This is a genomic window from Vibrio sp. Makdt, from assembly GCF_027587015.1.
Taxonomy (GTDB): Bacteria; Pseudomonadota; Gammaproteobacteria; order Enterobacterales; family Vibrionaceae; genus Vibrio; species Vibrio chagasii_B.
In genome coordinates this window covers 45436-64169 of sequence record NZ_JAPPTH010000015.1, presented here as the reverse complement: position 1 = coordinate 64169, position 18734 = coordinate 45436, and the positions used below count along the sequence as shown (strand labels likewise).

At 44.9% G+C, this 18734-nt stretch carries 19 protein-coding genes; 16 read left to right on the top strand and 3 right to left on the bottom strand.

Annotated elements, in window-relative coordinates; genetic code table 11:
• Positions 1-184: 184 nt before the first annotated feature.
• The 3 genes from cmoB to OH460_RS17975 all read right to left on the bottom strand — a co-directional run bounded on the left by cmoB (position 185) and on the right by OH460_RS17975 (position 3020).
• Positions 185-1156 (bottom strand): tRNA 5-methoxyuridine(34)/uridine 5-oxyacetic acid(34) synthase CmoB, encoded by a 972-nt coding sequence (cmoB, locus tag OH460_RS17985; RefSeq protein WP_061032866.1) that lies wholly within the window; start codon positions 1154-1156, stop codon positions 185-187.
• Positions 1157-1246: 90 nt separating this feature from the next.
• Positions 1247-1975, bottom strand: a complete 729-nt coding sequence (gene cmoA, locus OH460_RS17980; RefSeq protein ID WP_269999045.1) for a carboxy-S-adenosyl-L-methionine synthase CmoA — start codon at positions 1973-1975, stop codon at positions 1247-1249.
• A gap of 139 nt (positions 1976-2114) precedes the next feature.
• The gene (locus OH460_RS17975) at positions 2115-3020 is read right to left on the bottom strand and encodes a DUF72 domain-containing protein (RefSeq protein WP_443088687.1); all 906 of its coding nucleotides are present in this window, start codon (positions 3018-3020) and stop codon (positions 2115-2117) included.
• A 280-nt stretch (positions 3021-3300) separates the two neighbouring features.
• On the opposite strand from OH460_RS17975, the gene aspS reads away from it, so the two are divergent.
• The 16 genes from aspS to ybgF all read left to right on the top strand — a co-directional run bounded on the left by aspS (position 3301) and on the right by ybgF (position 18687).
• Entirely contained in the window at positions 3301-5082 is a 1782-nt protein-coding gene (gene aspS, locus OH460_RS17970; RefSeq protein WP_008219938.1) for an aspartate--tRNA ligase, read from the top strand.
• Between the two features lie 150 nt (positions 5083-5232).
• The gene (gene ruvC / locus OH460_RS17965) at positions 5233-5754 is read left to right on the top strand and encodes a crossover junction endodeoxyribonuclease RuvC (RefSeq protein WP_008219936.1); all 522 of its coding nucleotides are present in this window, start codon (positions 5233-5235) and stop codon (positions 5752-5754) included.
• Positions 5755-5965: 211 nt separating this feature from the next.
• Positions 5966-7426: a methyl-accepting chemotaxis protein gene (locus tag OH460_RS17960; RefSeq protein WP_269999043.1), complete on the top strand. Its 1461-nt coding sequence runs from the start codon at positions 5966-5968 to the stop codon at positions 7424-7426.
• 92 nt (positions 7427-7518) lie between these two features.
• Positions 7519-8130 carry a Holliday junction branch migration protein RuvA gene (ruvA, locus tag OH460_RS17955; protein WP_008219934.1) on the top strand — a complete coding sequence of 204 codons (612 nt, stop codon included), beginning with the start codon at positions 7519-7521 and terminating at the stop codon, positions 8128-8130.
• A 164-nt stretch (positions 8131-8294) separates the two neighbouring features.
• Positions 8295-9311, top strand: a complete 1017-nt coding sequence (ruvB, locus tag OH460_RS17950; protein ID WP_269999042.1) for a Holliday junction branch migration DNA helicase RuvB — start codon at positions 8295-8297, stop codon at positions 9309-9311.
• Positions 9312-9863: 552 nt separating this feature from the next.
• The gene (cydA, locus tag OH460_RS17945) at positions 9864-11450 is read left to right on the top strand and encodes a cytochrome ubiquinol oxidase subunit I (protein ID WP_061032863.1); all 1587 of its coding nucleotides are present in this window, start codon (positions 9864-9866) and stop codon (positions 11448-11450) included.
• A gap of 14 nt (positions 11451-11464) precedes the next feature.
• Positions 11465-12601, top strand: a complete 1137-nt coding sequence (gene cydB / locus OH460_RS17940) for a cytochrome d ubiquinol oxidase subunit II (protein WP_269999041.1) — start codon at positions 11465-11467, stop codon at positions 12599-12601.
• Positions 12602-12632: 31 nt separating this feature from the next.
• Positions 12633-12740 (top strand): cytochrome bd-I oxidase subunit CydX, encoded by a 108-nt coding sequence (gene cydX / locus OH460_RS17935; RefSeq protein ID WP_000270284.1) that lies wholly within the window; start codon positions 12633-12635, stop codon positions 12738-12740.
• Positions 12733-13035, top strand: coding sequence for a cyd operon protein YbgE (gene ybgE / locus OH460_RS17930; protein WP_032498481.1), 303 nt, complete (start codon positions 12733-12735; stop codon positions 13033-13035). Before cydX ends, ybgE begins: the two co-directional genes overlap by 8 nt.
• A 175-nt stretch (positions 13036-13210) precedes the next feature.
• Positions 13211-13648 carry a tol-pal system-associated acyl-CoA thioesterase gene (gene ybgC / locus OH460_RS17925; RefSeq protein WP_269999040.1) on the top strand — a complete coding sequence of 146 codons (438 nt, stop codon included), beginning with the start codon at positions 13211-13213 and terminating at the stop codon, positions 13646-13648.
• Entirely contained in the window at positions 13638-14321 is a 684-nt protein-coding gene (gene tolQ, locus OH460_RS17920) for a protein TolQ (protein ID WP_008219926.1), read from the top strand. Before ybgC ends, tolQ begins: the two co-directional genes overlap by 11 nt.
• Before the next feature lie 3 nt (positions 14322-14324).
• Positions 14325-14768 carry a protein TolR gene (tolR, locus tag OH460_RS17915; RefSeq protein WP_004741086.1) on the top strand — a complete coding sequence of 148 codons (444 nt, stop codon included), beginning with the start codon at positions 14325-14327 and terminating at the stop codon, positions 14766-14768.
• A gap of 13 nt (positions 14769-14781) precedes the next feature.
• Positions 14782-15849 carry a cell envelope integrity protein TolA gene (gene tolA / locus OH460_RS17910; RefSeq protein ID WP_171366668.1) on the top strand — a complete coding sequence of 356 codons (1068 nt, stop codon included), beginning with the start codon at positions 14782-14784 and terminating at the stop codon, positions 15847-15849.
• A gap of 12 nt (positions 15850-15861) precedes the next feature.
• Positions 15862-17214 carry a Tol-Pal system beta propeller repeat protein TolB gene (gene tolB / locus OH460_RS17905; RefSeq protein WP_061032859.1) on the top strand — a complete coding sequence of 451 codons (1353 nt, stop codon included), beginning with the start codon at positions 15862-15864 and terminating at the stop codon, positions 17212-17214.
• A 111-nt stretch (positions 17215-17325) separates the two neighbouring features.
• Complete coding sequence (gene pal / locus OH460_RS17900) at positions 17326-17868, top strand: peptidoglycan-associated lipoprotein Pal (protein ID WP_004741083.1); 543 nt, start codon at positions 17326-17328, stop codon at positions 17866-17868.
• A gap of 33 nt (positions 17869-17901) precedes the next feature.
• On the top strand, positions 17902-18687 hold the full coding sequence (gene ybgF / locus OH460_RS17895; RefSeq protein WP_008219921.1) for a tol-pal system protein YbgF: 786 nt from the start codon (positions 17902-17904) through the stop codon (positions 18685-18687).
• Positions 18688-18734: the final 47 nt, after the last annotated feature.

Here is an 18734-nt window from a genome sequence, read left to right as displayed (position 1 = left end):
CAAAAAAGGATGCGTGAAGCATCCTATTGTAAGAGTCTGGTCATATTGAATCGCAATGTGAGCGCTACGCCAATTATTGCTATTTGAGATAGCTCATTTATTAAACATTGATCTGTTTTAGAAAATAAATGAGCTCTAGAGACAAATTTTGTTACGACGCAATTTGGGCTTTTGAATATTTAGTTTATGGCTTGGTTGCGACAAGAATAGCGCGTCTCGGCGCCGGGTGACCTTCAACGGTTTTACTTGGGTCGTTTGGATCTAGGTAATCTGGCAGAGAGTTGTGTGTCATCCACTCTGTCGTGCGCTGCTCACCAATTGTTGTGACATTCTCATCCACGATGCGTACGTCTTTAAAGCCAACTTGTTCAAGCCAGCGTTTCAGTGCGCGAGCAGAAGGGAAGAAGTACACGTTTCTCATCTGTGCGTAGCGATCAACAGGCACTAATACTGCGTTCTCATCGCCTTCAATAACTAGGGTCTCCAGCACTAATTCACCGCCAGACACCAATTGGTCCTTCAGTTGAATTAGGTGATCCAATGGAGAACGGCGGTGGTACAGCACACCCATGCTGAATACTGTGTCATAGGCTTCAAGTTTTGGTAGCTGTTCGATACCCAAAGGTAGAAGATGAGCACGTTGGTCGTTGCCCATTAACTTGCGAATCGCTTCAAATTGAATCAAAAACAGGTGAGAAGGATCAATACCCACAGTTAAGCGAGCCCCTTCACCTAGCATGCGCCACATGTGGTAGCCGTTACCACAGCCAACATCTAGCACTGAACGGTTCTTTAATGGAGAAATATGTGGAAGCACACGATCCCATTTCCAGTCACTGCGCCATTCTGTATCGATATGGATGTCGTGAACCGTATAAGGACCTTTTCTCCACGGGTGGAACGTCTTCAATAAGCTTTCTAGCTTTTTCAGTTCCCCTGTGTGGTATGGCGTAGAACTACCAATCGTCACTGAATTTTTCAGGTCAACTTGATCTGGCACGTCTTGTGGAATCTTGTTTAACGCACGTAACCAACGATCGAAATCACCGTGCTCTGCATTTTGCCAATCCGTCAGTTGCTGTGGCAAAACGTTAAGCCACGGCTGTAGGCGAGTATCTTGGGCAATAAGTTGATAAAAATTGGCAAAATTAAACATAGTTTTTCACTGAATTGGTGGTGTAAAAGTTATCGTGTCATTCACTACGGTGAGGATGACGTTCTAGTACGAGCTAACCGAGTTTGCGCGCTATTTAATCGCGAACATTGATCCAAAGTTAAAGCATTGGAACCATACTTCGCTGCTTGAGAAGCCAATCTTATTAAAGCGCTCTCTGTGAACAGGGATAGAGTCTGGGCGCATTACGTTTTCAATCGCGCTACGTTTTTGGCTTACTTCAAGTTCGCTGTATCCGTTAGCACGTTTGAAATCATGGTGCAGGTCGATAAGCAGTTCGTTCGAACTTTCATCTTCGAATACGTATTTCTCAGACAAGATTAAGATTCCGCCTGGGCGCAGGCCAGCATGAATTTTTTCAAGTAGGGCGTAGCGATCGTCTGGCGAAAGGAATTGCAGCGTGAAGTTAAGTACTACTACCGAAGCGTCTTTGATTTCGACTTCGCGAATATCGGCTTCGATGACTTCTACAGGCGTGTCGCTGCGGTAAGCGTTAACGTGTAATTTACAGCGCTCAACCATCGCTTCTGAGTTATCAATAGCGAAAATTGTGCAGCCTTCTTGCTGGATCTGACGACGCATGGAAAGTGTTGCAGCGCCCAGAGAACAACCCAGGTCATAAACGTTTGAATGCGGTTTTACGAATCGCTCCGCTAACATACCGATAGCTGAGATGATGTTGCTGTAGCCAGGAACCGAGCGTTGAATCATATCCGGGAATACTTCTGCGACCCTTGCATCAAAGGTGAAGTCTCCAATTTTATCAATAGGAGCGGAAAAGATGTTGTCTTTGTTGCTCATGGCATTCTCTCTCGACAGTCAGCGTTATTGGTATAAAACTCGTACCAAATAAAAGGGGGCGTATTTTACGAAAAAATAGGACTGCTGTCACGAAAACTCAGATTACAGTTGAGGATTACTGTTGTACGTACAAGAAGCCTTAAAACATCGAGATTTGATGATTGCCTTTCTGAGCTGGAAATTGTTCCAAGTTGGGTAGTAATAGTGACGTATTTTCAGACACTTGCTGTTGCAATAACTCATAGATGGCGATCGCGAGTTCCGGCGCATGATTGTTGTCTGGAGTGTGGATCATTAGATACGGTTGTTTGCCGTCACTTAACCACTGGGGGATTTTGCTAAACCAAGGTTTGAAAAATTCGATATTTGGCGCTTGGTCAGGGTGACCGATAAAACGGATCATCGGGTTGTTGGCCGTTGCAATGGCATGAACGGGCACGCGTGGCTTTTTCTGGTGCGCATCGATTACCGCTTCTGTGGTTGGCGGCGCAGAAAAAACAGGGCGACTATCCATAATGATGCGGTTAATGCCTTCTTCCACGAGCCATTGGTTAAAGCGTTTTTCAGCATCGCCTTTATCAAAGAAGCCTAAATGGCGAACTTCAACGCCGAGCTGCATCTCCTTTGGAAACAAGGTGCAAAATTTTTGCAAAGTAGGAAGCATGTTAGGTTCAAAGCTGTGTGGTAGCTGTATGGTCCACTGGCCGATGCGATCATGAAGGGGTGACATGGTCATTAAGAACTCTTTGAGTTCGGCTTGGCAGTGTCTAAGCTGTTGCTGGTGGGTGATGAACTTGGGCAGTTTGAAGGTGAACTTGAAGTCATCGTGGCTTGCGGCTTTCCAATTATGAACGGTAGACATACTTGGTGTCGCGTAAAAGGTCGTGTTGCCTTCAACGGTATGAAAAACTTGGGTGTATTTTTCTAGGCGTTCCGCAGGCTTTGTTCCCTTGCCATAGAACTGACTTTGCCACTCAGAGTGAGACCACATGGTTAATCCAAGTCTTAAAGGTAAAGTGTCCATCGTTTTTGCACCACTAGTCATCACATTACTGCTTTTAATCGAAACGAAAATCTACTTTACGAGAGTTTTGCTGATTAAGGTACTTTCGAGATATAATTATCGCAATTTTTTTGGTTTTGGTGAATCTTTGCGCGTTTGATGAGCTAAAAAGCAGCAAAGCCAGATAAAACACAATAAATTCGAGTGTGGAAGGTCGATTTTAACCGAGTTTCCGCGTATAAATGATTCTTTGCTCTGTTGTGTGGAATGACCACTGACAGCTTGGAAATTAGTAAATAATTAAGAGATTGGGAAATTCATTATGCGTACCCATTACTGTGGTAACCTGAACAAGTCCCTGGCGGGACAAACTGTAGAATTGTGCGGCTGGGTAAACCGTCGCCGTGATTTAGGCGGTCTTATCTTTATTGATATGCGTGATCGTGAAGGCATCGTTCAGGTTGTTGTCGATCCAGATATGAAAGATATCTTCCCGATCGCTAACCAACTGCGTAATGAATTCTGTATCAAATTTACTGGTGAAGTACGTGTTCGTCCTGACAGCCAAGTAAATAAAGACATGGCTACTGGTGAAGTAGAACTTTACGCGACTGGTCTAGAGATCATTAACCGTTCAGAAGCGCTTCCACTAGACTTCAACCAAACGAACTCTGAAGAACAGCGTCTTAAGTACCGTTACATCGATCTTCGCCGTCCAGAAATGAGCGATCGCATCAAGCTTCGTGCACGTGCATCTAGCTTCGTTCGTCGTTTCCTAGACGAGAACCTGTTCCTAGACATCGAAACACCAGTACTAACTAAAGCGACTCCAGAAGGTGCTCGTGATTACCTAGTACCAAGCCGTGTTCACAAAGGCAGTTTCTACGCGCTTCCTCAATCTCCTCAGCTGTTCAAGCAACTGCTGATGATGTCTGGTTTTGACCGTTACTACCAAATCGTTAAATGTTTCCGTGATGAAGATTTACGTGCTGACCGTCAGCCTGAATTTACTCAGATCGATATCGAAACATCGTTCATGTCTTCTCAAGAAGTACGTAACATCACTGAAAAGCTCGTTCACGATATGTGGAAAGAGCTTCTAGATGTAGAACTAGGTCAATTCCCAGTAATGCCTTTCTCTGAAGCGATTCGTCGTTTCGGTTCTGATAAGCCAGATCTACGTAACCCACTAGAGCTTGTTGACGTTGCTGACCTAGTTAAAGACGTTGAGTTCAAAGTATTCTCTGGCCCAGCTAACGACGAAAAAGGTCGTGTAGCGGTTATCCGTGTTCCAGGTGGTGCTAAGCTAACTCGTAAGCAAATCGACGGTTACGCAGAGTACGTAAACATCTACGGCGCGAAAGGTCTAGCTTGGATGAAGGTTAACGACCGTGCAGCAGGTATGGAAGGTATCCAATCTCCAGTTGCTAAATTCCTAAGCGAAGACGTAATCAACGGTATTCTAGATCGCACTGAAGCTGAATCTGGCGATATCATTCTGTTCGGCGCAGACAAAGCGGGCATCGTTGCTGAAGCAATGGGCGCACTTCGTCTTAAACTAGGTACAGACCTAGAGCTAACAGATACATCTGCATGGGCTCCACTGTGGGTTGTTGACTTCCCAATGTTTGAAGAAGACGGCGAAGGCAACCTACACGCAATGCACCACCCATTCACATCACCACTAGGTGTGACTGCGGAAGAGCTAAAAGCGAACCCAGCAGCAGCAAACTCTGATGCATACGACATGGTAATCAACGGCTACGAAGTAGGCGGCGGTTCTGTACGTATTCACAACGCAGAAATGCAAACGGCTGTATTCGGTATCCTAGGTATCGAAGAGAAAGAGCAACAAGAGAAGTTCGGCTTCCTACTAGATGCTCTTCAATACGGTACTCCACCACACGCTGGTCTAGCATTCGGTCTTGACCGTCTAGCAATGCTACTTTGTGGTACAGAGAACATCCGTGACGTTATCGCATTCCCGAAAACAACAGCAGCTGCATGTCTACTAACAGACGCGCCAAGCCTAGCAAACCCTGCATCACTGGAAGAGCTAGCAATCGCTGTTAAAGTTGCACAAAAAGAAGAGTCTGCTGAATAAGCTAATAGTGACTCTTTCTGTGAGTGACTTTCTCTTTAAGTAACCTTCTTTTTAAGTAAATAGAAATGCCCGTTAATTTAACGGGCATTTTTTTTATCGTTCGATATACTAAGCTGATAAAGCATGTATAAATAATCAGTACTAGAAGTTATGTCTATTATCTTAGGGATCGACCCTGGCTCTCGCATTACCGGTTACGGCGTGATTCGTCAAAATGGCCGTCATCTGTATTACTTAGGCAGTGGGTGTATCCGAACCTCAGAAAAAGAGCTGCCAGGCCGACTTAAGCAGATCTATGCGGGCGTGAGTGAAATCATTACTCAGTTTCAGCCAGATGTGTTTGCCATTGAGCAGGTCTTCATGGCAAAGAATGCGGACTCGGCACTCAAGCTGGGTCAGGCGCGTGGTAGTGCAATAGTGGCCGCTGTAAATGCAGATTTGCCGGTTCATGAATACGCGGCTCGTTTAATTAAGCAAGCGGTAACAGGTAATGGTGGCGCAGATAAGTCTATGGTTCAAAATATGGTGATGAGCATGCTTAAGTTGCCAGCTAAGCCACAGGCTGATGCCGCCGATGCGCTCGGTGTAGCGATCACTCACGCCAACACCAACAAAACTTTGATTGCACTGGCGGGTAAAGCGACCGGAGCGAGAAAAGGGCGTTATCGTTAATTTCCATCTCCAGTTAGCTTCCAACAGGTTACCTTCTCTTTTTCCATTGATGAGCCTCACGTTTGGTTTGGCTCAGATCACAGCAATACGCCGCTAAATCCCTGATGAAATGAGATCTTTCGAACAGAACCTAAATAATAACATTGCGCACTGTTTAACATGTTATTAACATTGGTCGGAGGTCTAACAAGTTAATCAAGGATGATCACTGATGAACCCTATCAAGCTTTGGCGCGCGCTATTTCTACCTAAAAGCAGTGGATGGAGCAATAACCAAGTCAGACAAGCCGATATCTTATTACTCTTTACCTTTATCGCCTTTTTTGTCGGTGTCTATAGCTTGGTTAAATGGACAAAGCACGGGGAACAGCTTCTGGTAGCTACCTCTGTATTTTTGATCGTATTTGAACTGATCTCAGCTATCCTACTGCGTGTTACCAGCAAACCTAGCTTGGCACTTAACTTTGGCTTTGTCGGCATGGCGGTGCATGCGCTCAATATCATCTATCAAAGTGGTGGTGTGGTGGATTCGACTCAGGCGTATTGGGTGCCTTTGTTAGTGGTTGCCTTCTTTTTATCAGGAACACGCCTTGTTGCTTTGGTATGGAGTGGGTTAGTGATTGGCGTGTCACTGGTAATGACGTCGGCTCATCTTGATGGCTTTGAATTTCCGCAGTTAGTACTTACTTCGGAAGCGGTGGTGGTTGAAACCTGGTCTGGCGTGATTATGCCACTGGTGGTGATCTGCATTGCTCAAGCTTTTACCGCGAAACAGAAAGAAGTCGCTATCGAGATGGCAGAAGACGCGATTTCGGAAAGTCAGCAGATCGCAAACCAAGCGACACAAAGCGAAAGGCGCTTGTCAGTTGTACTTGACCAAGCGAATTCAAACTCTGAAAGCCTACAGGACGTTTCTGTCCATTTAGAACAACAGTCACAAGACCTACATGCGCAAGTTGAAGTGTTGAACATCAATTGTGAATCTCAGGCGAGTGCTGCCGAGGAGATGAGCCAGCAATTGCATCAGATGACGCAAGGTATCGCAGAGTCCAACTCATTTGTCGGAGAACTCAAAGATCGCAGCGAAGCCGTAGGCACTAAAGCACAGAAAAGCTCTGAGTCACTTGAGGCTTCGACCAGTGCAATCAGCCAAATTATTCAAAGCAACCAAGAAATCATGAAGGTTGCAGACTTGATTACGTCGGTCGCTGAGCAAACCAACTTACTCGCACTGAATGCTGCGATAGAAGCGGCTCGCGCAGGTGAGCAGGGCAGAGGCTTTGCTGTGGTTGCTGATCAGGTAAGGGAGCTATCAGCGAAAAGTAGTCACTCAGCCATTGAGATTCGAAGCTTGTTGGATCGCAGTAAAGTGGAAGTGGAACATGGTAGAGCGATCATCGAAACGACAGCTAATGAAATGAACGGCATTATTTCAGAGGTTCAGACTATCTCTACTGATGTGAACCAATTGACCGATATTATGGCAATGCAGATGGACTCACTGAAAGAGCTGGATCTTGCGAGCTCAGAAGTGGCACAGAGCGTTGCGGAAACAAAATCGGTATCAGGTTTAGTGGCTAATTATGGTTCTGAACTGACAGGACATGTTACCTCTGTCAAAGATCTCGTCGAAAGCCTAAATAACGTGGTCTCCCAAGCTAAACAAGCGTAAATAAATCCCTCCAAAAAACATAAAGAACTGGATAAGCATCCAGTTCTTTTATATTCTGTCCCTCAAACTAAATTCCATCAAGAGAGCGAACTGTGATCGGACGTCTACGCGGTACATTAATAGAAAAACAGCCACCAGAATTATTGATTGAAGTCAGTGGTGTTGGTTACGAAGTACAAATGCCAATGAGCTGTTTTTATGAACTACCAAACGTAGGCGAAGAGGCAATTATCTACACGCATTTTGTAGTACGTGAAGATGCTCAGCTACTTTATGGCTTCAACACGGTTAAAGAGCGGGCGTTATTCCGTGAAGTCATCAAAGCAAACGGTGTGGGCCCTAAACTTGGCCTTGGTATTCTTTCCGGTATGACGGCGAGCCAGTTTGTTCAGAGTGTTGAGCGTGAAGACATTTCTACGCTAGTGAAGCTACCGGGTGTTGGTAAGAAAACCGCTGAACGTCTAGTTGTTGAAATGAAAGACCGACTAAAAGGTTGGGGTGCTGGTGACCTGTTTACGCCTGCGACTGACGCGGCGCCAATTGACTCTATGCCAACCGTTCACGATGCTGAAGAAGAAGCGGTAAGTGCACTGCTTGCATTGGGCTATAAGCCGACTCAAGCTTCTAAGGTGGTTTCTCAAGTGGCTAAAGAAGGTATGACGAGCGAACAGTTGATTCGTGATGCCTTGAAGTCGATGGTTTAATAAAAACCGACGCTGACGATGTAAGCTCAGTTACTGCATCGTGTTTATCTCTAGCGACTACCATCTCGTTAGAATATCCTCAGTATTCATTAGCGCGAATATTAGATAACGGCTAAGCAAGAATTAAAGATAACAGAGTTAATACTCTCAAATTGGAACTCTCTATGATTGAAGCAGATCGCCTCATTGCTCCTGACAATCCGGTCTTTAAAGATGAAGATGTTATCGACCGTGCAATACGACCAAAGGCGTTAGCCGACTATCAAGGTCAGGACCACGTTCGTGACCAGATGGAGATTTTCATCAAAGCGGCGCAATTGCGTAATGAAGCACTTGATCACCTGTTGATATTTGGTCCTCCAGGCTTGGGTAAAACCACATTGGCGAACATTGTTGCCAATGAGATGGATGTAAACATTCGCACCACTTCTGGGCCGGTGTTAGAGAAAGCCGGCGACTTAGCGGCGCTGCTGACCAACCTTGAAGAAAATGATGTCCTATTCATTGATGAGATCCACCGCTTAAGCCCTGTGGTTGAAGAGGTGTTGTATCCAGCTATGGAAGATTACCAGTTGGACATCATGATTGGTGAAGGCCCTGCGGCGCGCTCTATCAAGATTGACTTGCCACCGTTCACTCTGATTGGTGCAACGACGCGTGCTGGTTCACTGACCTCTCCACTGCGTGACCGTTTTGGTATTACTCAACGTCTCGAGTATTACAAAGTAGAAGACTTGCAAAACATCGTACAGCGCAGCGCTGACTGCCTTGGCCTTTCGATGGAAGCAGAAGGGGCGTTGGAAGTGGCTCGCCGAGCTCGTGGTACACCACGTATTGCAAACCGTTTACTGCGCCGCGTCCGCGATTATGCGGAAGTAAAAGGGGACGGACATATTTGCCCTGTGGTCGCAGACAGCGCACTGAACATGTTAGATGTTGATGCCAAAGGTTTTGACTATATGGACAGAAAGCTTCTATTGGCAATTATGGAGAAGTTTGGTGGCGGCCCAGTTGGTATCGACAATATGGCTGCAGCAATTGGTGAAGAGAAAGACACCATTGAAGATGTATTGGAGCCTTATCTAATACAGCAAGGTTATCTACAAAGAACACCAAGGGGCCGAATCGCGACTGATAGAGCCTATTTACACTTTGGGATAGACCTACCGTCTAATCGCTAAATTATTCATTTTTAAAGATCCCAGTTGCATAAGCGCTGGGATTTTTTGCATTTTACTGAATAACAACTCTTTGCGCGAGTCGCTATAAAGCTCAAATAGGGTCACTCAAAAATGAAAACTTTGATTTCAGCTTTGATTTGGCTAACAAAAATTGAAATAAGTTGTCATATTTCTTGTTAATACTTTATGGGTAGTTGTGACTTGAATGTTGATGGTGTGCTGAGGTTTTGTCACAGGTATCATGCACTGTTATTAAGACAAGCCGAATTGGTGTGATTTTAATCATATTTGTACAAAATTAACCCTATTTTGCACGAATAAATTTGATACAAATCAACGCAGGGTTCTCCCATAAACCTTTTGAAACATACTGATTTTACCAGTAATATTAGCGCCAGCTATATTAGCTCATGCTTAACAATAATCTAACTATAACGGTACGTTTTTGCTACAAATTTCAAGTTGTAATAACAATTCTACAAATTGTTTTAACATGGATTTTTGAGGTGAATAATCACACAAGTGTCATTCAGCCGACACAAAGGAGTTACCATGATTGATGTTGTTGATCTGTCGCGATTGCAGTTTGCATTTACAGCGATGTATCACTTCCTATTTGTTCCACTGACTTTAGGTATGGCATTTCTACTTGCCATCATGGAGTCTGTTTATGTAATGACTGGCAAGCAAATTTACAAGGACATGACCAAGTTCTGGGGTAAATTGTTTGGTATTAACTTTGCTCTTGGTGTAGCGACAGGCTTAACCATGGAGTTCCAGTTTGGTACTAACTGGTCTTACTATTCTCACTATGTTGGCGACATCTTTGGTGCTCCGCTAGCTATCGAAGCGCTTGTTGCATTCTTCCTAGAGTCTACTTTTGTTGGCCTTTTCTTCTTCGGTTGGGACAGACTGTCAAAGCGTCAACACTTAGCGGTAACTTGGTTAGTAGCACTTGGCTCTAACTTCTCTGCGCTTTGGATCTTGGTAGCAAACGGCTGGATGCAAAACCCAGTGGGTGCGGAATTTAACTTTGAAACCATGCGTATGGAAATGGTGAGCTTCGCTGAAGTTGTACTAAACCCGGTAGCGCAAGTTAAATTCGTACACACAGTAGCGTCTGGTTACACAACGGGTGCGATGTTCATCCTTGGTATCAGCTCATACTACATTCTTAAAGGTCGTGACCTTGCCTTTGCTCGTCGTTCTTTCGCGATTGCAGCATCTTTCGGTATGGCGGCGATCTTGTCAGTGATCGTACTAGGTGATGAATCTGGTTACGAGCTTGGTGAAGTTCAGAAAGTGAAGCTAGCTGCAGTAGAAGCAGAGTGGCACACGGAAGAAGCACCCGCAGCATTTACTGTTTTTGGTATTCCTAACCAAGAAACAATGGATACTGACTACGCAATTAAGATCCCTTACGTAATGGGTATCATTGCAACGCGTTCTCTTGATAAAGAAGTAACGGGTCTACGTGACCTACGTGATGACCACGTTGATCGTATCCGTACTGGTATGTACGCTTACGAGCTTCTAGAAAAACTACGTGCAGGCGATAAGTCTGAAGAAAACATGGCAGCGTTCGACGAAGTGAAAGGTGACCTAGGTTACGGTCTACTTCTTAAGCGCTACACAGACAACGTTGTTGATGCAACAGAAGACCAAATCCAAATGGCTGCGGATGATTCTATCCCAACAGTTTGGCCTCTATTCTGGTCATTCCGTCTGATGGTTGCTTGTGGCTTCATCATGCTGTTTGTATTCGGTGCGGCGTTTGTTCAAACGTGTCGTCAGAAGATCGAACAGAAACCATGGGTACTTAAAGCAGCACTATTCTCAATCCCACTACCTTGGATTGCGATTGAAGCAGGTTGGTTCGTTGCTGAATTTGGTCGTCAACCATGGGCGGTTGGTGAAATCCTACCGGTTAACGTTGCTGCATCAGCACTAACTATTGAACAGCTATGGACTTCTCTATTCGCTATCTTGGCACTGTACACAGTGTTCCTGATTGCAGAAGTTTACCTAATGCTGAAATTCGCACGTAAAGGTCCAAGTAGCTTGAAGACAGGCCGTTACCACTTCGAACAAAACGATAACTCTGTTGAAGACAAAGTTAGCCGTTCAGTTGAAGTATAAGTGAGGGAATATTAATGTTTGATTACGAAAGCTTACGACTTATTTGGTGGATCCTAATCGGTGTATTGCTGGTAGGTTTCGCAGTAACTGATGGCTTTGATATGGGGGTTGCAGCACTTTCACCGGTTATCGGTAAGAGTGACACTGAACGTCGTATCATGCTGAACACGATTGCCCCTCACTGGGATGGTAACCAAGTTTGGTTAATCACGGCTGGTGGTGCACTGTTCGCCGCTTGGCCACTGGTTTACGCAACGTCTTTCTCTGGCTTCTACTTTGCTATGTACGTGACTCTAGCAGCGCTTTGGCTACGTCCACTGGCTCTAGATTACCGTTCTAAGATTGAAGAGCCAAAATGGCGTAAAGCGTGGGACTACGCACTTTGCTTTAGTGGCACAGTTCCGCCAATCATCTTTGGTGTAGCATTTGGTAACCTTCTACAAGGTGTTCCATTTGACCTGAACGACCTAATGATGTCTAAGTACCACGGTACATTCTTCGCTCTGCTAAACCCGTTTGCATTGCTATGTGGTGTATTGGCTCTGATGTTGTTCGTGACGCAAGGTGCAACATGGCTACAAATGAAGACGACAGAAGCGCTGCACGCTCGTGCTCGTAACGTTGCTCAGATCACAGGCCTGGTCTCAATTGTTCTATTTGTTATTGGTGGCTTCTGGGTTCAATCTATCGAAGGCTATGTCATTACAAGCACGATTGACACGTTCGCAGACTCTAACCCGCTAAACAAAGAAGTATCACTTCAAGTTGGCGCGTGGATGACAAACTTCGAGACGTACCCAGCAATGTGGGCAGCACCGATTCTTGGTGTGGTTATGCCACTGTTCGCTGTGATTGCATCTCGTCTTGAGCGCGGTGGTTTTGCTTTCTTATTCTCGAGCCTATCTAACGCTGGTGTTATCTTAACGGCTGGTTTTGCAATGTTCCCATTCGTAATGCCATCAAGCCTGAACCCTGACCATAGTTTGACTATGTGGGATTCAACAGCGAGTGAGCTGACACTTGGTCTAATGACTGCAGTTGCGGCGGTAATGGTTCCTGTGATTCTTGGCTACACAACTTGGACATACTACAAAATGTTCGGTCGCCTAGATAAGAAACACATCGAAGATAACGACGTTTCAGCTTACTAAGCTAGAAGTGAAATAACTTAGGAGAAATTTTATGTGGTATTTCGCATGGATTTTGGGTGTACTTCTAGCATGTGCATTCGGCATCATCAATGCTCTATGGCTTGAGCATTCTGAAATGATGGACAAAGACAGTGAGTAATCTCGCAGAACAAGTCGCTAAGCTGCATCGACCAATGGACAAGACTCTCTTAAGAGCTTTGTCCCTAATATTGGGTTTCATGCATGTTGGTTTAGTGATGTGGGATCCTGAAGCGTATGCAGCAAGCATCGGTGGATTTAACGCGATCATCGGGCCTATGTTTATTTGGGCAGTATGCTCAAGCATGGTTTACGGTGTTGGATTTAAACCGAGAGCTTGGATGTGGCAACTACTGTTTAGCCCATACGTTTCACTCACCATTCTGCTCTACCTAACGGTGCTACGCCTTCTATAAAATAGGTGTGGTTTAGGTTCTCATTGAACGTGAGCCTTTGTACTTGTTGGGTTTTTAGTCAAAAAGAGGTCATCTTATACAGATGGCCTTTTTTTTCGTCTATTAAATCAAAAAATTCACAGCCATATACTATTAATGATAAGGAGTTAGGTTATAGTGATGTCTTTATCGATTTTTGGTTTGTGGTATCAATTTGCAGGGATTATCTAAGCCGTTTACGTGGCCAGTAACCGTATATTACGAAGACACCGACGCAGGTGGCGTGGTGTACCACTCGAATTATCTCAAGTTCTTCGAGCGTGCTCGAACTGAGATGCTGCGCTCAATTGGCGTTTCTCAACAAGTATTATTAGAACAAAACATCGGTTTTGTAGTCCGACATATGGATATTGATTTCATTCAAGGCGCACGTCTTGATGATTCTTTACAAGTCATTACAAATATTTACGAGTTAAAGCGAGCTACCTTGGTCTTCTGTCAAGAGATCGTAAATCCTGATGGCAAAGCATTGTGTAAAGCAATGGTTAAGGTAGCATGTATCGAAAATCAAAAAATGAAACCCAAGGCAATGCCAACATTTATTCTTACGGAGCTAACGAATAGTGACTGCTGAAATCTCAATCTTAGGCCTAATTCTAGAAGCTAGTTTACTAGTGAAAATGGTCATGCTGACCCTTATGGGCATGTCTGTCGTTTCTTGGGCGATGATCATCAAGAGAAGTAAGGTGCTATCTCAAGCTTCTAAACAAGCCGAAGTCTTCGAAGATAAATTCTGGTCTGGTGTTGATCTGGCTAAGTTGTACCAAGAGAGCAATAAGCGCAAAGACGAGCTTTCTGGAACAGAAGAAATTTTTTACGCAGGCTTTACTGAATTTGCTCGCCTTCGTAAATCAAACGCAACGTCTCCTGACTTCATCATGGAAGGTACTGGCCGTGCAATGCGCGTAGCAGTGGCTCGTGAAGTGGATGAGTTAGAAACCAACCTACCTTTCTTAGCAACCGTTGGCTCAATCAGCCCATACATCGGCCTGTTCGGTACAGTTTGGGGTATTATGCACTCATTCATCGCGTTAGGTGAAGTAAAGCAAGCAACACTCGCTATGGTAGCGCCAGGTATTGCAGAAGCGCTTATCGCAACAGCGATGGGTCTATTTGCGGCGATTCCAGCTGTAATGGCATACAACCGCTTTAGCAGCAGTGTTGGTAAGTTAGAACATAACTATGCGACTTTCTCTGAAGAGTTCCACAGCATTCTTCACCGTCAAGCGATGGCTGGCAGGGAATAATAGATGGCTGGATACCAACCTAAAAAACGTAAAATGACAGCTGAGATTAACGTTGTACCTTATATCGACGTTATGCTCGTGCTGCTGATCATTTTTATGGTGACGTCACCGTTTGTTACTCAAGGTGTAGATGTTGAACTGCCTCAGGCTTCAACCGCTAAGTCAGCGCAAGATTTATTAGGCGACGACAATGCGAGTTTCATTATCGTTGAAGTGAACAAAGATGGTGAGCTTGGCCTAAGTGTCAACGACGAAGAGGTGCAGCGTGGCTTGTCATTGGAAGATATTATCGTTCGAGTAAAAGCTGAACTGTCTTTGAAACCGAATTCTCCAGTGGCGGTGGGCGGCGATGCTGCTACTCCTTACGCTGAAGTGGTTTTGTTACTTGATGAATTAAGCCGTGCAGGTGTGCCAAAGGTTGGCCTTTTAACGGATATAAGGGAATAGCTCCGTAGCATTCATGAAAGCGAATAATAAAAAATCCAATAGTTTTAAAAAGCCGCTTCTAATTTCACTTGGGCTGCACGTTGTCTTATTCGTTGCTCTCATTTGGGGAGCGGACTTTACTATGTCTGAACCAAAACCTACGGGGCAGATGGTTCAGGCTGTCGTTATCGACCCTCAATTGGTTCGTCAACAAGCTCAACAAATCCGTCAACAACGTGAAGCGGCGAGTAAGAAAGAGCAAGAGCGCCTAGACAAGCTTCGACGCGAAAGTGAAAGGCTAGAAAAGAATCGTAAGGCTGAAGAAGAAAACATCCGTAAGCTAAAAGAGCAACAAGCGAAGGATGCGAAAGCCGCACGAGAAGCAGAAAAGCGACGTGTCGAAAACGAGAAAAAACGCAAAGCTGAACAAGCACGTTTAGAGCAAGAGAAGAAGAAAGCTGCTAAAGCAGAAGCAGACCGCAAGTTAAAAGAGGCGGCTCTAGTGAAAGCTGAGAAAGAGCGTAAAGCGAAAGAAGCAGCGATTGCAAAAGCGGAACAAGAACGCGTGGCAAAAGAGAAAGCTGCACAAGAGGCCGCTGAAAAAGCTCGTAAAGAAAAAGAAGCCGCTGAACGTGCTGAGAAGCAGCGTATAGCGAAAGAGAAAGAAGCCGCCGCTGCAGCAGAGAAGGCACGTAAAGCAAAAGAGGCGGCAGCCAGGGCTGAGAAAGAGCGCAAACAGCAAGAAGCTGCACTGAACGATATCTTTGCAGGGCTTGAAACTGAAGCGACTCAAAACTCTTCAGCAAGACAACAATTTATTAGTGATGAAGCGCAGCGTTACGGTGCAATTTACACCCAATTGATTCAACAAAACCTATTGTTAGAAGACAGCTACCGAGGTCGCTCATGCCGAGTTAACCTCAAGCTTATTCCAACAGGATCAAACGCTATCTTGGGTAGCCTAAGCATATTGGATGGCGATAGCCGCTTATGTGCAGCAACCAAGCGTGCGGTGGCACAGGTACAATCTTACCCACTGCCTAAAGACCCAGACATTGTGAAGTCACTAAAAGACATTAATTTAACGGTATCACCAGAGTAAAAGGACGAACTTGTGTTAAAGAAACTATTACTGAGTTTTGTTTTTGTAATAGCGACAAGCAGCCAGTTTGCACATGCAGCACTGGAGCTAGTTATTACAGACGGTATTAACTCTGCACGACCTATTGCTATCGTACCTTTCCGCTGGGAAGGTGCAGAGCCACTACCACACGATGTGTCAGCGGTTATCGCTTCTGACTTACAGCGCAGTGGTAAGTTTAGCCCAGTTGCGACAAGCAAAATGCCGCAAACGCCTTACAGCGAAACTGAGGTGAACTTTGACGCTTGGACAAACCTAGGTGTTGATTCACTATTAACAGGTAGCATCACGAAGAACGCCGAAGGGCAGTACGTGGTGAATTACCAACTGATCGATATTGTTCGTGGTCAGCTGACGAAAGGACAAAGCCGAGCGTTAAGCGATGAAGGTCAATTGGTGCTTTCTAAAGATCACGTGTTGTTCAACAAGAAAGCGACCGTACCAGGTAAGCGCTTAAGAGAGTACGCACACCGTATCTCTGACTTGGTTTATGAAGAGCTAACAGGTGAAAAAGGCGCGTTTCTAACACGTATCTCTTACGTTGTTGTGAATGACAAAGACAAATACCCGTACCAGCTTCGCGTAGCAGACTACGATGGTTTCAATGAGCGCCTAGTACTTCGCTCTAAGCAGCCTCTAATGTCGCCGGCATGGTCACCAGACGGTAAAAAGCTTGCGTACGTAAGCTTCCAGAATGGCCAAGCTGAAATCTTCATCATGAATATTTACACGGGTGAACGTGAGAAAGTGACGTCATACCCACGTCATAATGGTGCGCCAAGATTCTCTCCTGATGGTAAAAAGCTAGCGCTAGTATTGTCGAAAACGGGCAGTCTTCAGGTGTACACACTTGACCTCGCAACCCGTAAACTGACTCAAATTACCCGCGGCCGTTCGAATAATACGGAACCATTCTGGCATCCAGATGGCAAGTCTCTTATTTTTACGTCTGATCGTGGTGGTAAACCTCAGATATATAATGTAAATTTGTCCAATAATTCGACTTCTCGTATTACTTGGCAAGGTAGCCAAAACTTAGGTGGTCAGATTACCCCTGATGGACGATTCCTGATAATGGTAAATCGCAGCAACTCAGGTTTTAACTTGGCTAAACAAGATTTGGAAACCGGTGCGGTTCAAGTACTAACAAAAACATTGTTAGATGAATCTCCAAGTATTGCACCAAATGGAGGTATGGTTATCTATAGCTCTATTTACAACAAGACGAACGTACTATCGATGGTGTCTATCGATGGTCGCTTTAAAGCTAGATTACCGGCTACCAACGGACGCGTAAGAGCGCCGGCATGGTCACCGTTCCTCTAGGAAAAGTCACAGATTCTTTTAGCTATTGATAGTGTTAACTATTGTGGCATTAACTATCTATAGCACTTAGTCGGCTGTAGAAACTAAGTTTGATAACGTAAGGAAAAAACGATGCAACTTAATAAAGTTCTTAAAGGCTTGATGATTGCACTACCAGTGATGGCAGTAACGGCATGTAGCTCAACTGATGAAGCAACATCTGCAACTTCTGGTACTGAAAGCAACCAAACAACTTCTGGTTCAGAAGGCAACGTAGATACAACTGTTGTAACGCCAATTGACGCTAACGGTCAACTGTCTGAGCAAGAGCTTAAAGAGCAAGCACTACGTGAAACTCAAACAATTTACTTCGCATTCGATAACTCTACTATCGCTGGCGACTACGAAGAAATGCTAGCAGCTCACGCAGCTTACCTAGTTAAGAACGTAGACATGAAAGTAACTATCGAAGGTCACGCTGATGAGCGCGGTACTCCTGAGTACAACATCGCACTTGGCGAGCGTCGTGCACAAGCTGTAGCAAAATACCTACAAGCTCTAGGTGTTCAAGCTGACCAAATCTCTATCGTAAGCTACGGTGAAGAGAAGCCACTTCTTCTAGGTCAATCTGAAGATGTGTACGCTAAAAACCGTCGCGCAGTACTAGTTTACTAATCTTAGTAAGCTATTTAATTGAGGAATTGCCTCATGTTCAGTAACACAAAGCGAGTTATTTTGCTTTCGTTACTGGCAAGTGCAGCGAACACTGCGTTCGCTGCACCAGCTCCAGTATCCGATCTCAATAGCACCGCAACCAATTCAACTTCTTCTTCCTCTCGATCAGCATCTAACGAATCAGATATTGAGCGTTTAGAGCGCCTGCTTCAAAATCGCAATCTTGTTCAGCTTCAAATGCAACAGCAAATCGACGACATGGCACTGGAAATCAGTGAACTTCGTGGTGAGCTAGAACGCAACAGTTACGATATGAAACAAATGCTAGAGCGCCAACGTGAACTCTTTATCGAGCTTGATCGCGTAAGAGGTGAGGTGAAAGCAGCAGGTACCGCAACAGTAGCAGTAGCCGCGAGCGAAGGCTCTAAAGAAGCTTCTGGTACGTTCAGTACTGATGTCGATGAGCAGACTGCTTATCAAAATGCTGTAGACATGATTCTCAAGCAACGAGACTACACGGGTGCAATTGCTGCATTCCAGAAGTTTCAAAAAGACTTCCCAGATTCTACCTTCACACCTAATTCTCATTACTGGTTAGGTCAGCTTTATTTTGCTAAGAAGCAAGATAAAGAAGCCGTGAAGAGCTTTGCCGCTGTTGTGTCGTACAAAGACTCAAACAAGCGAGCGGACGCACTGGTTAAGCTTGGTGACATAGCAGCGCGCAACAATAATGCGCCGCAAGCTAAGAAATATTACCAACAAGTCGTTACCGAGTACCCAAATAGTGCTTCGGCTAAAGTGGCGCAAACCCACTTATAAAACCAAATGGAGGTGCTAAGGCGCCTCTTTTTTATGCCTGTTTCAAT

Excerpts from the sequence above, each read along its gene's own strand:
- cydB (WP_269999041.1), top strand. The coding sequence starts at position 11,465 with ATGTTTGATTACGAAAGCTTACGACTTATTTGGTGGATCCTAATCGGT.
- tolR (WP_004741086.1), top strand. The coding sequence starts at position 14,325 with ATGGCTGGATACCAACCTAAAAAACGTAAAATGACAGCTGAGATTAAC.
- aspS (WP_008219938.1), top strand. The coding sequence starts at position 3,301 with ATGCGTACCCATTACTGTGGTAACCTGAACAAGTCCCTGGCGGGACAA.
- OH460_RS17975 (WP_443088687.1), bottom strand. The coding sequence starts at position 3,020 with ATGACTAGTGGTGCAAAAACGATGGACACTTTACCTTTAAGACTTGGA.
- tolA (WP_171366668.1), top strand. The coding sequence starts at position 14,782 with ATGAAAGCGAATAATAAAAAATCCAATAGTTTTAAAAAGCCGCTTCTA.
- OH460_RS17960 (WP_269999043.1), top strand. The coding sequence starts at position 5,966 with ATGAACCCTATCAAGCTTTGGCGCGCGCTATTTCTACCTAAAAGCAGT.
- ruvC (WP_008219936.1), top strand. The coding sequence starts at position 5,233 with ATGTCTATTATCTTAGGGATCGACCCTGGCTCTCGCATTACCGGTTAC.
- cmoA (WP_269999045.1), bottom strand. The coding sequence starts at position 1,975 with ATGAGCAACAAAGACAACATCTTTTCCGCTCCTATTGATAAAATTGGA.
- cmoB (WP_061032866.1), bottom strand. The coding sequence starts at position 1,156 with ATGTTTAATTTTGCCAATTTTTATCAACTTATTGCCCAAGATACTCGC.
- ybgF (WP_008219921.1), top strand. The coding sequence starts at position 17,902 with ATGTTCAGTAACACAAAGCGAGTTATTTTGCTTTCGTTACTGGCAAGT.
- cydA (WP_061032863.1), top strand. The coding sequence starts at position 9,864 with ATGATTGATGTTGTTGATCTGTCGCGATTGCAGTTTGCATTTACAGCG.
- pal (WP_004741083.1), top strand. The coding sequence starts at position 17,326 with ATGCAACTTAATAAAGTTCTTAAAGGCTTGATGATTGCACTACCAGTG.
- ruvB (WP_269999042.1), top strand. The coding sequence starts at position 8,295 with ATGATTGAAGCAGATCGCCTCATTGCTCCTGACAATCCGGTCTTTAAA.
- cydX (WP_000270284.1), top strand. The coding sequence starts at position 12,633 with ATGTGGTATTTCGCATGGATTTTGGGTGTACTTCTAGCATGTGCATTC.